Genomic DNA, 14,802 nt, shown 5'->3' with positions numbered 1-14,802 from the left:
ATAAATAAATGTTGATATTATTTAGTATTAATGAAAAGTATAAATAAATGATTTTATATGATTAGTTATTAAAATTTATATAATTTTATAATTTTGATATTTTAAACATTAGATATTTAAAGTTGTAATATTTAAGAATTAATTTGGGTTACTTTAATATTGTAGCATGGATATGATAATATAAAAATATTAATTATATTGTTATAATAGATATAACTTTAACTTTGAAAATAGATATTTATGTTGAATATTTTTAATTCTTTTACACAAAAACACGAAATACTAAAATTAAATACAGATAAAATAATTAAAATGTATGTTTGTGGTGTTACTTCATATGATTTTTGTCATATTGGACATGGTCGTACTTTTATTTTTTTTGATATAGTTTTACGTTATTTACGTTATTGTGGTTATAAGTTACAGTATGTTCGTAACATTACAGATATAGACGATAAAATTATTGCTAAATCTATTGAAAATAATGAAACGATTTTTAGTCTTTCCAATCGTATGATTGATCAAATGAATAAAGATTTTTTAAATTTAAATATTGTATCTCCAGATTATGAGCCTCGTGCCACTGAAAATATAGATATTATAATTCAGTTTATTTTACAACTATTAAATAGTAAGCACGCATATGTATCAAATTGTGGAGATGTTATGTTTTCTATTGATACGTATTTAAATTATGGGTTATTGTCTAATCAGTTAATAGATAATTTAAAAATTGGAGTACGTATATCTAAAAACTTAAATAAACGTAATCCATCAGATTTTGTTTTATGGAAATTATTAAAAAAACATGAAACATTTTGTTGGAACTCCCCCTGGGGAAAAGGACGTCCTGGATGGCATATTGAGTGTTCATCTATGAGTTCATCTATTTTAAAAGATAGAATAGACATTCATGGTGGTGGGAAAGATTTATTATTTCCTCATCATGAAAATGAGTTAGCGCAATCTACTTGTATTAATAAAAAATTTTTTGTAAATCATTGGATGCATACTGAATTAGTTATTGTAAAGAATAAAAAAATGTCTAAATCTTTAGGAAATGCTTTATTATTAAAAGATCTTTTAGTTCGTTATGATTCAGAAAGTATTCGTTTTTTTTTATTGTCTACTCATTATCGACATCCACTTTATTTTTATGAAGAAAATTTAAAAAAATCAGAAATATTGTTGAAGAAATTATATTTTTCTTTAAGAAATATTGATTTTACTATGTTTAATAGTTTAAATTTAACGAATTATTGTTCTTATTCTCTTTTTAAATTAGATTTTTGCAAAGCATTAAATAATGATTTTAATACTCCTGTTGCTTTATCTATATTGTTGAAAATGTCTCATAGAATAAATATTTTAAAATTAAAATGTAGTGATAGAAATGATAATAATGAAATTATAGTTTTAGCTTATAGATTAAGAGAATTAGGTAATATTTTAGGTATATTATTTCAAGATCCAGAATATTTTTTTCAAAAAATTGATAAATTTTCTTCTGATGAAATTAGTAATATCAATCTTTTAATACAAAAAAGAGATAATGCACGAAAAATAAAAAATTGGATAAAAGCAGATAAAATACGAAATAACTTATTAAATTTAGGTATTGTTTTAGAAGATTCTAAATATAATACTTTTTGGAGAAAATTGAAATAGTTATATTGAAAATATATAATTTATAGTTATTTTAAAATATTTATATATTTTACATTTAACTATTATATTCAATACAAGCTTTTAAAGTATTTTTTAATAGTGTTACTACAGTCATAGGACCTACTCCTCCTGGTACTGGAGTTATATATGATGCATATGATATTGCTGATTCAAAATCTACGTCACCTACTATTGTTCCATCTTTTAATCTATTAATTCCTACGTCAATAACTATTGCCCCTGGTTTAATCCATTCTCCTTTTAAAAATTTTTCTTTTCCTATTGCAATGATTATCAAATCTGCTTGTTTAATAAAACATTTAATATTTTTTGTAAATCTATGAGTTACTGTAGTAGTACATCCAGATAATAATAATTCTAAATTCATTGGTCTACCTACAGTATTCGAAGCTCCTATTATAACAGCATGTAAACCTTGTATATTAATATTATAATATTTTAACATCGTAATAATTCCTAATGGAGTACAAGGACGCAATCTAGGATTTTTTTGGCATAAACAGCCTATATTATATGGATGAAACCCATCTACGTCTTTATTAGGAATAATACTATTAAATATATTTTTAATATTAATGTGTTTAGGTATAGGTAGTTGTATTAATATTCCATCAACATTTGTATCTTGATTTAATATTTTGATAAGGTTTATTATTTTTTCTTCTTGAATATGTTTAGAGAAATTCCACACTTTTGAAGCAAATCCTACTTTTTTACAAGATGTTATTTTTTTATTTACGTAAATTTGTGATGCTATATGATGTCCTATTAATATTACTGCTAATCCTGGAGGTCGTTTTCCTAACATTAGTCTTTCATCAATTTGTTTTTTTATTTTTTTCTGAATTTCATCAGCAACTTTTTTTCCATTTAGAATTTTTTTAAACATTTAATAGACTCAATTAATTTTTGATATATTTTATAGTTTCTAAAATAAATAATTTTTTTAATAAAATTAATGGTACAATATTTTTATAGAATTTATATTGAATTTTATGTTATATTAATAAAAAATTAATACTGAATATTAACAATAGTCTACTCTTTATTTTAGATACTTAAAGAAAATTTTGCGCTCTTAGCTCAGTTGGATAGAGCAACGGCCTTCTAAGCCGTAGGTCATAGGTTCAAATCCTATAGAGCGCATAAAAATATTATATTTAAATTAAAATAAGTTTTGTAGTTTTGTATCTTTATTTAAGATATTTTTAATCTTTTTGTTAATATCTTGTATAGTTTTAGTTCCATTTATAGTATAATATTTAAAATTTTTGGTATTTAAAGTTTTGTTAAAGTGATTTATAAGGGGTATTGTAAATTTTTTATATTCTTCTAATCTTTTTTTGATAATTATTTCACTATCGTCAATCCTTCGGGCTAAATCTATTTTATTTAAATTTTTAGAATAATTTTCGGTATTTAAATGGTAAGTTTTTCCTGAAATAGGATCAATTCGTCTTCCTTTAATACGTTCTAGAATTATTTGAGAAGGTATCTTAAATTCAAAAATATAGTCAACATTTATTTCTTTGTTCTCAATTGTTTTAGCCTGAGCAATTGTTCTTGGAAATCCATCAAGTATAAATCCTGGATTTCGAGTTGTTTGAGAAATATAATTTTTTACTAATTTTATAATTATTGTATCTGAAATCAATTTTCCATTGTTCATAGTATTTTTGATTGTTTTACTTATTGAAGTATCATTTTTTGTTGATTTTCTTAGTATTTCTCCAACAGATATTATTGGAAGGTGATATTGTGTTGCAATAAATTCAGCTTGTGTTCCCTTTCCTGATCCTGGTGCTCCAAGTAGAACAATTCGCATGTTTCTTATACCTTTCAGTTTAAATAAATATATCTTTCTATCAGATAATATAAATATATTTTAGTCAATGTTACTTTTATATTTTTAAAATTAATTGCAATTTATTAAGAAATTATTAATTCTAGTTATAAATTTACTAGGATTATTTAAAGTATTTTTTTCTGCTAGTAATGATTGATCAAATAATATTTTTATCCAATTTTTAATTTTGTTTTCATCTTTTTCTTTATGTATTTTTTTTATTAATGGATGATGTGGATTAATTTCAAAAATATATTTTATTTCAGGGACGGATTGCCCAGCAGCAGAAAATAACTTTGCCATTTGTGTAGTCATATCATTAGAATCTGTAACTACTATAGCAGGAGTATGTGTTAATTTATAAGTGAAGCGAGTATCTTTTATTTTATTTTTTAATACTTTTTTTATTTTTTCTAATAAAGAATTCATATCATCAATGTTTGAATTTTTTTGAAACTTATCAGTGTTGCTATTTAATTTTTCAATAGATTCATCATGTTTACTAATTGATTGAAATGATTTTCCATCAAATTGAGTAAGGTAATTCATCATCCATTCGTCTATCTTATCAGTCAATAATAATACGTCGATGTTTGTTTCTCTAAACAATTCTAAGTGAGGACTATTTATAGCAGAAGAATAGCTGTCTGCTGTAATAAAGTAAATTTTTTCTTGTGCATTATTCATATTGTTAACATAATCTTTCAAGGATATCATTTTTTCTAAAGAATTTTGTTTCATTGAATGAAATCGTAGAAGATTAGCAATAGTGTCTTTGTTTTCTGGATCTTCAGCTGGGCCTTCTTTTAATACTAGTCCAAATTGAGACCAAAATAATTTGTATGAATCAACGTTTTTAGATAAGTTATTCAGTAATTTTAGTACTCTTTTAGTAAGTGTTTTTTTTAAACTTTTTATAATTTCGTGATTTTGTAATATTTCTCGAGATACATTTAATGGTAAATTATTTGAATCAATAACCCCTTTTATAAATCGAAGATAATTTGGTAAAAATTGTTCAGCATCATCCATGATATATATTCGTTTTATATACAATTTCAAACCATGTTTATTCTCTCTATTCCAAATATCCCAATCTGATTTTGATGGAATAAATAATAAGATTGTATATTCTTGAATACCTTCTACTTTATTATGAGTCCATATGATAGGATCATTAGGATCATTGCAAAGTTGCTTATAGAAAGCTTTGTAATCTTCATCTTTAATTTCAGATTTGTTTAAGGTCCATAGCGCTTGAGCTTGGTTGATCTTTTCCCATTTATTAGTTTTTGTTTTTTCGTCGAATACGTTTATTTCTATTGGATTTGAGATATGATTAGAATATTTATTAACGATATTTCGTATAGTCCATGATTCTAAAAATAGTTTTTCTTCTGGTTTTAAGTATAGGATTACTTTTGTCCCTCTACTTTTTTTATTAATTTTGCTTATTTCATATTGTCCTTTTCCTTCAGATTCCCACAATACACCTTCATTGCTTTTTAAACCCCCAAATCTACTTTTTACTATTATTTTTTTAGATACAATAAAAGCTGAATAAAACCCCACTCCAAATTGTCCAATTAAGTCATTTTTGTTTTGAATAGATTTGTTACAAGATTTTAGAAATTCTTTTGTTCCAGATTTTGCTATAGTTCCTAAATTACTAATTATTTCTTGATATGTCATTCCAATACCATTGTCACTAATTGTTAAGATACCATTTTTTTTGTCTATATGAATTCTAATATGCATATTGGTATCTTTTTCATACAGTTCTGGTAAAGATATTGATTTAAATTTTAGTTTATCAATAGCATCAGAAGCATTAGAAATTAGTTCTCTTAAAAATATTTCTTTATTAGAATATAGGGAGTGAATCATTAAATGTAATATTTCATTTGTTTCTGATTGAAACTCATGTATTTCTTTTTTATTAGAATCCATGGAATATTCTCATAATAAGGATGTTTGATAAAATTAGTAAAATTTAAAGCGTATTTAATATAAATATTATTTAATTATATTCTAAACATAAATGATAAAATTATCTATATTAAATATAATAATATTTTTTAATATATTTATATAGTTTTTTATATATTAAATGTACGATTATATTATAAAATTTTATTTTTAAATTAAAAGTTTAACTTTTAATATAATAATTACATACTTTTAAGTATTTATTTTTAAAAAGAGATATTTAGGTCGTTAGAAAATGGAATATCAGATGAAATAGAAGACATTTTTTGCTTTTGCAATTCTAATATACGTCTTGTTGCATCGTTAAAAGCTGCTACTATTAGATCTTCTAATATTTCTTTTTCGTTTTTAACTATTAAAGTAGGATCTATTTCAATTTTTTTACAATTTCTCGATCCGAGTAATGTAACTTTTACAATTCCAGCCCCAGATTCTCCTATAACTTCTATATTAGATACTTCTTTTTGCACTTTTTTCATTTTATTTTGTATATCTTGTGCTTGTTGCATTAAATCGTTCAATCTAGTTTTAGAAAACATTGTATTTTCCGTGTTAATTTAATTAGTAAAATTTTTATATTGATACTATTATTGTAATTTTAATTATTTTTTAGATAATATTAACTTTTATTGGAGTTGTATGTAAATTTAATGCGCGTAATAAAGTCATTTCTACTCCAATTTGATGGTTTGGAGCTATATTTAGTTCTTTTTTACCCATTAATATAGTTTGATAATATAGTTGAATATCAGTATATTTAGCTATTTTTGAGATTTGATACATTTTTTCATTTTCTTCTTGATTATTACAAAAAAAATGGTCATTGTTTATTTTAGGAAAAATTTTTAACATAGCTATTTGATATAATGATTTGAGAATTTCTATCAATATATATTCCCAATCAACATCAATTTTATTTATATATTCCAGTAATAATAGTATTTTTTTAGAATCTTTTTTTAATAAAGCTAAAACTATTGTAAATATTTGATGATTATCTAGCTTTCCTAACATATTTTTTACAATTTTAGTCGAAACTTTTTCATTTCCCATAGAAATAGCTTGTTCTGTTAAATTCAATGCGTCTCTTAAACTACCTTCAGATTCTATAGATAATAATTTTATTGCTTCGTGTTCAAATAATATATTTTCTTGAGATAATATGTATTTGACTCGTTTTAGAATTTCGTTTGCGCTAATTGATTTTAGTTGAAAATGTAAACAACGTGATAAAATGGTTTTTGGGACTTTTTCTAAATTTGTAGTCGCTAAAATAAATTTAACATGTTGTGGTGGTTCTTCAATTATTTTTAAAAGTGAATTAAAACTATGTTTAGAAAGCATATGAATTTCATCTATTAAATAAATTTTAAATCTTCCTTTTGTAGGCAAATAATATATATTATCTAATAGTTCTTTCATATCTTCTACTTTAGTTCGAGAAGCAGCGTCTACTTCAAATAAATCAATAAACGTTCCTTTTTCTATTTCTTGACAATTTAAACATATTCTACATGGAGTATGTGTAATGCCTTTTTTACAACTTAAACTTTTAGCTAAAATTCGAGCAATTGTAGTTTTTCCAGTACCTCGAACGCCATAGAATAACCATGTGTGATGTACGCGTCCCAATTTCAATCCATTACATATTGCAATGACAATATATTTTTGTCCAATAATTTCACTAAACTTTTGAGGACGCCATTTATTAGATAGGATTTGATAATTCATTTTCATTAAGTTAGTTTACATTGGTTTATGATAATAGCATTGAATTACATTTATAACAAATATTTAAAAAGAGTACTAATAAATTACTATGTGGTGCTATTAATGTTAGTAAATTTAACAAAAAGTTTGCAATTAATGATAATTTCATGTATTCTTAAAATCAAGAGTTTTCTGTTAGTATTCTAATACTGTAGTCTTAAAAAACTGGTCAGGATCGGAAGATAGCAGCCATATTAAGTAATGCAGGTATTATGATTATTGCTAACAGAAATTCTTATATTAATTAATTTAAAATTTGTTTTTTAAAAAATGTTATTTTGATTTCTATATATTTTCCAATAATGTTTTCTTTGATTTATTAAGTAGTTATGTTTTCCTTCCTCTACTATTTTACCTTCATGAAATACTGCAATTTTATCTGCATTTTTTATTGTAGATAACCTGTGAGCAATAACTAGCAATGTAGTATAGGATTTAATAGAAGATAGTATTTCTTGTATTTTTTTTTCTGTCTCTAAATCTATATTAGCAGTAGCTTCATCTAGTATTAATATTTTTGGATTAGATATTAAAATTCTAGCAATGGATAATAGTTGCTTTTGTCCTATAGATAAAATGTTTCCATTTTCTCCTAGTGGAGAATGTATGCCTTTTGGCATTGACTGTGCTAATTTTAGTAAATGTACTTTTTTTAAAATATTCCAAACTACTTGCTCGGAAATTTTTTTTCCAAGTGTAATATTTTCAAAAATAGAATCATCCAATATAATTGGATCTTGTTGAACAATAGAAATTCCATTTCGTAAAACATTTTTATTTAAAGAATTTATATTTCTATTATCTAAATAAATATTACCTTTTTTGATCGGGTAATATCCCATTAAAAGTTGTGATAATGTACTTTTTCCACTTCCTGTATAACCAACTAATGCTACAAATTGTTTTGAAAAAATATGTAAGTTAATGTTTTGCAATATATTTTTGCAGTTATTATCATAGCAAAAACTTAGATTTTTAATATGTATTTCTCCTTTTTTTAAATTAATTGAATCTTTTCCATACTTTTGTTTTGGAATATCTATAAATTTAAATATTCTTTCTCCTGCTACTATAGATTGTTGCAAAATAGATTGCTGAGAAGCAATTGTGATTAATGGTTCATTTAGGCGTCCTAAATAGGTAATGAAAGCATATAAAGTTCCAATTTCAAAAAATCCTTTTGGATAAAAACTAAATAATAGAATTAATCCACATAATATAATTGTTGAAAAAAGATTAAGTAACGGTCTTAATAAAAAACTATCTAATTGTAATATTTTCATTCGAGAAAAATAATGTAATTTACTTGTTCTTTCTATATATTTTTTAAATTTTTTTTCTAATCCAAATTGTTGTATTACACTAATCCCGTTAATGATCTCATGGAAAATATTGTAGATTCTAGTAATGTATTTTCGAGATTTTTTTAGTATAGGTTGACTGTAATATTGATATAATAATGTTATTATTAGCACTAATGGGAAAATAATTATTGCTATACTTGCCATTCTCCATTCTAATATAAACATAGTTATTAATGTAACGCAAATTAGTATAATACTACGGAATAATGTAGTAATAAATGTATCATATAGTTCTTTAATAACTTCTGTATCATTGGTCACACATGAAATTAGTTTTCCAATAGGTTGTTGGTTAAATTGACTTATAGGCAAATTTAACGTTGATGACATTAAATTAAGTCGTAATTCTTCAATTATTTTTATTGATATTTTATTAAAAATGATATCTTGAAAATAATTAAATATAGCTGATATGATTTGTAAAAACATATAGATTATTATTATTGTAAGTAATGTAGAAAGATTTATATGATGCTTTATTAAGCTAGTTTGTATGAAGTAACTAATTAATACTGGTCCTAATACTTCAAATATTGAAGCTAATAATAAGAAAATAAATCCTAATATTAATTTTTTTTTGTGGTTTGTTCCATAATGAAGTAATCGTTTTAATATTGGCCAAAACTTTGTAATAAGATATTTTGTTTTATATTTTTTCTTCATTATTTTTTAATATTTTAGTAATTCTTAAAATAAAGTATATAATGTTATATGCTTTATTTTTAAATTTATTTATTATATTTATTTTTTTGTATTATTGTTCCATTGTTAAGAACTATGATTTTGTTAAAATTAATTAACGAAGATATTCTATTAGTACAAATAATTATCGTGTATCCTTGTTTTTTAAAGGTATTAAGGTTGTTCAATATTTTTGATTCAGTATCTCCATCTACTGCAGATAGTGCATTATCTAACATTAGTATTTCTGATTTTGCTAATAGTGCTCGAGCAATAGAAATTCTTTGCTTTTGTCCTCCCGATAGCATTATTCCACGTTCTCCTACTTGGGTATTGTAACCATTAGGAAGATTAATCAAGTCATTATGCAAGTTGGCAAGATAAACTACTTCTTCTATTTCTTTTTTGGAAGCACGTGTGTTTCCTATTGAAATATTGTTATAAATAGTATCTGAAAATAAAAAAGTCGTTTGATCTACTACTGCTATTTTTTTTCTCCATTCTTTTATATTAAATTGGTTAATTGGAATTGAATTATATGATATTTTTCCATTAGATATTAGAAATTGTTGTTGAATTAATTTTAGAATAGTACTCTTTCCTGATCCAGTTGGGCCACAAATTCCTAAAGTTTGTCCTTTATATAGTGAAAATTTAATGTTCTTTAGTATTTTAGTTTTACATTTGTAATAATAGAACTCTTTAATATTTACATGTAATTTGTTAAAGTAAATTGGAATAGTTTTATATTGCTTTTCTTTTTGTATATCTTGAATAAGAATTGATTGTATTCGATTCCATGCTGCACTTCCTCGTTCTACTATGTTAAACATCCATGCTAAAGCAAGCATAGGCCAAATCATTAGTCCAAGATACATTATAAAGCTAGTTAGTTGTCCAATACTAATTGTTTTATTCCAAAATAACCATCCTCCAATTGTTATTGCTAGCAAATTAGATAAAGAAATAGATAAATGTATAATTGGATCGAGCATAGCATTGATCTCTGCTACTTTAGTATTTTTTTTTCCTAATTTTTTTAAGGTTTTGTAAAACTTTTTCATTTGGTATTTTTCTAATCCAAAAGATTTAATTAAACTAATATTGTTTAAGCTTTCTTGTGTATGATTATTTAAATATGAAAATGCTGTTTGGGATTTCTGAAAACTATGATATATTTTTTTACCTATTTTATTTATTATTATAGCCATAATAGGCATTGGAAGTAGAGAAAATATAGTAAGTTTCCAATTAATTTGAATAATCATAACAATTATTACAGATAATCCCATTACTAAAGAATCAATTAGTGTTAGTACTCCTTCTCCTGCTGCGAACACTACTTTATCTACATCATTAGTAATTCGTGTCATTAAGTCTCCAGTTTTATATTTTAAATAAAATATTTGATTTTTTTTGATAATATGGTCGTAAATTTTTACTCTTAACTCAATAGCAAGTTTATAGGCAGCCCCAAACAAAAAAATTCTCCACATATATCGAAGAATATAAACTATTATTGCAATGCATAAAATGATTATAATCCAAGAAAATGTTTGTATACCTTGGATTTCTTTTTTTACGATAGAATCTATTAGTAATCCTACTAGTTTTGGTGGAAATAATTGCAAAATAGAAATAAGTATTAATAAAAAAATAGCTATTAAATATTGTTTCCATTCTCGTATAAAATACCAACCTAGTTGCTTAAATAAATCCACAAAAATGTCCTGGTAGTTGAATTAATAGTGTTTAATTATATGTATAATTACGAAACTATTTAGTTTAAGTTAGTTCTTATTTTATAATTAATATATTTGAAATTAATTTTTTAAAAATATTTAATATATCTTATTTTTTAAATATAATTTTAAAAGTTTAATATTTTAAAAGTATTGATTTAAATTAGTTAATTCTCTTCCATATGAAATGTTAGCTTTTGTATATAGGTTATTAATAATGGAATTTAATATTGTTTCTATATTGTGTTTAAGTAATCGTGAAAAAATAATATTTTTTTGTTTTTTTGAAAATTTTATATATTTGATTTTATAAAATTGAACTAATAACAAGTCGTGATTATTTTTAAGAATACTAAAATAAATATTTTTTTTATATGTAGGATGTGGAAGGTTAAATATTAGTTTTTCTAATTTATTTAGATCAAACTTATAAAAAAATTGTTTTTTTTCAAACTTTATATTCATTTGTTTTAGTATCTTATTAGATCCATGATTGAGTTCGTATATTATTTTTTTAGTAATCATGAAAGGATTAAGTGTATTTTTTTTTGATAAAAATAAGATATTTCTATTATGTTGAATATGATGGATTTTTATATTACGGTTGTTATCGATTAGATATTTGAAAATATTAGAGATTTTTATTGGAGCAATTTTAATCATTCTAACTTGTGATAGTAATTGTATTAAATTTTCCATTTCATTTTTTAAAACAAATGTTGAATTAGAAATAAAAGATATAAATTTATTTATTTTAAGATTGGTTTCAATTTTATTTATATATTCATTAGAATTCATGTTAATAGAATTAAGAAAAGAATAGTATTTTTTAATACTAAAAATGTTATTTTCTTTGAAAATAGATTGATTGTGTATATAGTTTTTAATTTCAGAACTTTTTGCAAATATATTCAATTTTTTTATATATTGTTTTAACAAAGTTTCATAGATTATATTTAACATTACTTTTTTATATATTTTTTTTAAATATATTCGATTTTGTAATGATTTTAAATTGTTTAGATCAATATTTTTTTTGTATTTTAATAGTTCTATGGTGTATATTTTTATAAAATCATTTAAATTAATTTTTTCATTATTAATTTTTATTATATAGTTTTTTTTATTAATTAATGAGTAAAAATTTATTTTTGTAATAACTAATGAAAAAAAAATTATTACTAAAAATATTAGTATGATTATATTAGAGATTATTAATTTTATTTTTTTTTTAATCGTCATTAGTGATTTCGTATAATTTATTAATGTAATATTGTTTTGAATTATAATTTATATATAAGCTGGTAATTATAATTTTATTATTTTCCAGCTTATATATGAGTTTTAGAGCGTCTTATAAATAAAATGTTTGTTATTTTGGATTGTAAGGCATACGTTCTAATGATAAGTTTAATACTTCTTCAATTTGTTTGACTGGATGAATATATAGACCTGAAAGAATATTTTTTGGAATTTCTTCTAAATCTCTCTTATTATCATGAGGAATTAATACTTTTTTAATGCCGCCTCTATGAGCAGCTAATAATTTTTCTTTTAGCCCTCCTATAGTTAGAATTTGTCCTCTTAGAGTTATTTCTCCTGTCATGGCAATGTCTGATCGTACTGGATTGTTTGTTAAGCAAGAAACTATTGCTGTACACATAGCAATTCCAGCACTAGGTCCATCTTTTGGTGTAGCTCCTTCTGGAACGTGAACATGAATATCATGCTTTTCGTGAAAATTGTTTTTTATTCCTAGTTTTTTTGCGTGCGATCTTACTACAGTTAATGCAGCTTGAATAGATTCTTGCATTACTTCTCCTAAAGATCCTGTATAAATCAGCTTACCTTTTCCTGATATACAAGCGCTTTCGATTGTTAATAGTTCTCCTCCTACTTCAGTCCAGGCTAATCCAATAACCTGTCCAATTTGATTGGTATTGATAATTTTTCCAAAATCGAATCGTTGAACTCCAAGGTATGAGTGTAAATTATCTTTGTTTATATTTATATTTTTTAGAGTTTTGTTTAAAATTAATGTTTTTACGCATTTTCTACATATTTTTGACAATTCTCGTTCAAGATTTCTTACACCAGCTTCACGCGTGTAATATCGAATAATATTAATGATAGCAGAGTCTTCTATTGTTAACTCATTTTTTTTTAAAGCATTTCTTTGTATTTGTTTAGGTTTTAGATAAGATTTTGCTATATTTAATTTTTCATTTTCGGTATATCCAGAAATTCTAATAATTTCCATACGATCTAGCAAAGGCGCAGGAATGTTTGTAGAATTAGAAGTAGCAATAAACATTACTTCAGAAAGATCATAATCTATTTCTAAGTAATGATCATTAAAAGTAGTATTTTGTTCCGGATCTAATACTTCTAATAAAGCAGATGCTGGATCTACTCTTACGTCATAGGACATTTTATCTATTTCGTCTAATAAAAATAGTGGATTTTTTACTCCTGATTTTGTAATCTTTTGAATTAGTTTTCCAGGCATGGAACCAATATATGTTCTTCTATGTCCTCGAATTTCTGCTTCGTCTCTAATTCCACCTAAAGCCATTCTGATATATTTTCTTCCAGTAGCTCTTGCAATAGATTTTCCCAAAGATGTTTTTCCGACGCCAGGTGGGCCTACTAAACATAATATAGGTCCTTTCATTTTACTAATTCTACTTTGAACAGCTAAATATTCTAAAATTCGTTCTTTTACTTTTTCTAAACCAAAATGATCTAAATCTAGGATAGTTTTCGCTTCTTTAAGATCTTTTTTTATTTTGTTTTTTTTATTCCAAGGAATTTGTATTATCCAATCTATGTAACTTCTTACTACTGTTGCTTCAGCAGACATAGGAGACATCATTTTTAGTTTATTAAATTCAGACTCGATTTTTTCTCTTGCTTCTTTTGGTAATCTAGTAGATTGAATTTTTCTTTTTAATAGTTCATTATCATCTAAAGTTTCATCCATTTCTCCTAGTTCTTTTTGAATGGCTTTTATTTGTTCGTTTAAATAATATTCTCTTTGGCTTTTTTCCATTTGCCTTTTAACTCGATTTCGAATACGCTTTTCTATATTAAGTAAATCAATCTCAGATTCCATTATTGCCATCAAACGTTCTAATCGGTCATTAACGCGGTACATTTCTAATATAGATTGTTTTTCCGATAATTTTAGTGGCATATGTATAGCAATCGTATCTGATAGTTTTTCTATATTATCTATATTAGATAAAGAATTTAGTATTTCTGATGGAATTTTTTTATTTAGTTTAACATATGTTTCAAATTGGTTTAATGCAGTTTTGATTAATACAGTTTGTTCATTATTTGGAATATTAGGTGCAATTATTGGTTCAATTTGTGCTATAAAGTAATCCCCATTATTTTTTAATGTTTTTATATTTGCACGTTGTAATCCTTCTACTAATACTTTAACTGTTCCATCAGGTAACTTTAACATTTGTAGTATAGAAGCTGTTGTTCCAATAGTAAATAAATCGTTGTTAGTAGGATCATCAATTTCTGCTTCTTTTTGTGCTACTAGCATAATTTTTTTATTATTTATCATAGAGGCTTCAACACATTTTATAGATTTTTCTCTTCCTACAAATAATGGAATAACCATATATGGATAAACTACGACATCTCGTAATGGTAAAACAGGAATTTCAACGTGCTCAGAACGTTTTAGATTCATAAAATCTCT

Annotated in this window: 10 protein-coding genes, 1 tRNA gene and 1 other RNA gene; 3 read left to right on the top strand and 9 right to left on the bottom strand. The window is 23.9% G+C overall.

Annotated elements, in window-relative coordinates:
- The first annotated feature begins 240 nt into the window (after positions 1-240).
- Positions 241-1,668, top strand: coding sequence for a cysteine--tRNA ligase (cysS, locus tag UAT33_02265; GenBank protein XBC43755.1), 1,428 nt, complete (start codon positions 241-243; stop codon positions 1,666-1,668).
- Positions 1,669-1,723: 55 nt separating this feature from the next.
- Here cysS and folD read toward each other — a convergent pair whose 3' ends face one another.
- On the bottom strand, positions 1,724-2,578 hold the full coding sequence (gene folD, locus UAT33_02260) for a bifunctional methylenetetrahydrofolate dehydrogenase/methenyltetrahydrofolate cyclohydrolase FolD (GenBank protein ID XBC43754.1): 855 nt from the start codon (positions 2,576-2,578) through the stop codon (positions 1,724-1,726).
- Positions 2,579-2,761: 183 nt separating this feature from the next.
- On the opposite strand from folD, the gene UAT33_02255 reads away from it, so the two are divergent.
- Positions 2,762-2,835, top strand: a tRNA-Arg gene (locus UAT33_02255).
- Positions 2,836-2,854: 19 nt separating this feature from the next.
- Here the strand turns inward: UAT33_02255 and UAT33_02250 are convergent.
- The 4 genes from UAT33_02250 to dnaX form a co-directional block, all read right to left on the bottom strand.
- Entirely contained in the window at positions 2,855-3,514 is a 660-nt protein-coding gene (locus UAT33_02250) for a nucleoside monophosphate kinase (protein ID XBC43753.1), read from the bottom strand.
- 90 nt (positions 3,515-3,604) lie between these two features.
- Positions 3,605-5,485, bottom strand: coding sequence for a molecular chaperone HtpG (gene htpG, locus UAT33_02245; GenBank protein ID XBC43752.1), 1,881 nt, complete (start codon positions 5,483-5,485; stop codon positions 3,605-3,607).
- A 245-nt stretch (positions 5,486-5,730) separates the two neighbouring features.
- On the bottom strand, positions 5,731-6,063 hold the full coding sequence (locus tag UAT33_02240) for a YbaB/EbfC family nucleoid-associated protein (protein XBC43751.1): 333 nt from the start codon (positions 6,061-6,063) through the stop codon (positions 5,731-5,733).
- A 70-nt stretch (positions 6,064-6,133) separates the two neighbouring features.
- Positions 6,134-7,255: a DNA polymerase III subunit gamma/tau gene (gene dnaX / locus UAT33_02235; protein XBC43750.1), complete on the bottom strand. Its 1,122-nt coding sequence runs from the start codon at positions 7,253-7,255 to the stop codon at positions 6,134-6,136.
- A 172-nt stretch (positions 7,256-7,427) separates the two neighbouring features.
- Between dnaX and ffs the strand changes: the two genes are divergently transcribed.
- Positions 7,428-7,525, top strand: an RNA gene (ffs, locus tag UAT33_02230) — signal recognition particle sRNA small type.
- 32 nt (positions 7,526-7,557) lie between these two features.
- Here the strand turns inward: ffs and UAT33_02225 are convergent.
- The 4 genes from UAT33_02225 to lon form a co-directional block, all read right to left on the bottom strand.
- Positions 7,558-9,321, bottom strand: a complete 1,764-nt coding sequence (locus UAT33_02225) for a SmdB family multidrug efflux ABC transporter permease/ATP-binding protein (protein ID XBC43749.1) — start codon at positions 9,319-9,321, stop codon at positions 7,558-7,560.
- A 65-nt stretch (positions 9,322-9,386) separates the two neighbouring features.
- Positions 9,387-11,060: an ABC transporter transmembrane domain-containing protein gene (locus UAT33_02220; GenBank protein ID XBC43748.1), complete on the bottom strand. Its 1,674-nt coding sequence runs from the start codon at positions 11,058-11,060 to the stop codon at positions 9,387-9,389.
- A 165-nt stretch (positions 11,061-11,225) separates the two neighbouring features.
- Positions 11,226-12,323 carry a SurA N-terminal domain-containing protein gene (locus UAT33_02215; protein ID XBC43747.1) on the bottom strand — a complete coding sequence of 366 codons (1,098 nt, stop codon included), beginning with the start codon at positions 12,321-12,323 and terminating at the stop codon, positions 11,226-11,228.
- 130 nt (positions 12,324-12,453) lie between these two features.
- Entirely contained in the window at positions 12,454-14,793 is a 2,340-nt protein-coding gene (gene lon / locus UAT33_02210) for an endopeptidase La (protein ID XBC43746.1), read from the bottom strand.
- Positions 14,794-14,802 lie beyond the last annotated feature (9 nt).

The sequence above is a fragment of the Buchnera aphidicola (Floraphis choui) genome (assembly GCA_039830045.1).
GTDB classification, from domain to species: Bacteria; Pseudomonadota; Gammaproteobacteria; order Enterobacterales; family Enterobacteriaceae; genus Buchnera_B; species Buchnera_B aphidicola_AX.
The sequence above is the reverse complement of the archived record's forward strand: the minus strand, read 5'-3'. Positions and strand labels throughout refer to the sequence as shown.

Bases quoted from the DNA above. Each gene is read 5' to 3' on its own strand.
- folD (XBC43754.1), bottom strand. From the start codon at position 2,578: ATGTTTAAAAAAATTCTAAATGGAAAAAAAGTTGCTGATGAAATTCAG.
- UAT33_02250 (XBC43753.1), bottom strand. From the start codon at position 3,514: ATGCGAATTGTTCTACTTGGAGCACCAGGATCAGGAAAGGGAACACAA.
- UAT33_02225 (XBC43749.1), bottom strand. From the start codon at position 9,321: ATGAAGAAAAAATATAAAACAAAATATCTTATTACAAAGTTTTGGCCA.
- UAT33_02215 (XBC43747.1), bottom strand. From the start codon at position 12,323: ATGACGATTAAAAAAAAAATAAAATTAATAATCTCTAATATAATCATA.
- UAT33_02240 (XBC43751.1), bottom strand. From the start codon at position 6,063: ATGTTTTCTAAAACTAGATTGAACGATTTAATGCAACAAGCACAAGAT.
- dnaX (XBC43750.1), bottom strand. From the start codon at position 7,255: ATGAATTATCAAATCCTATCTAATAAATGGCGTCCTCAAAAGTTTAGT.
- htpG (XBC43752.1), bottom strand. From the start codon at position 5,485: ATGGATTCTAATAAAAAAGAAATACATGAGTTTCAATCAGAAACAAAT.
- cysS (XBC43755.1), top strand. From the start codon at position 241: ATGTTGAATATTTTTAATTCTTTTACACAAAAACACGAAATACTAAAA.
- lon (XBC43746.1), bottom strand. From the start codon at position 14,793: ATGAATCTAAAACGTTCTGAGCACGTTGAAATTCCTGTTTTACCATTA.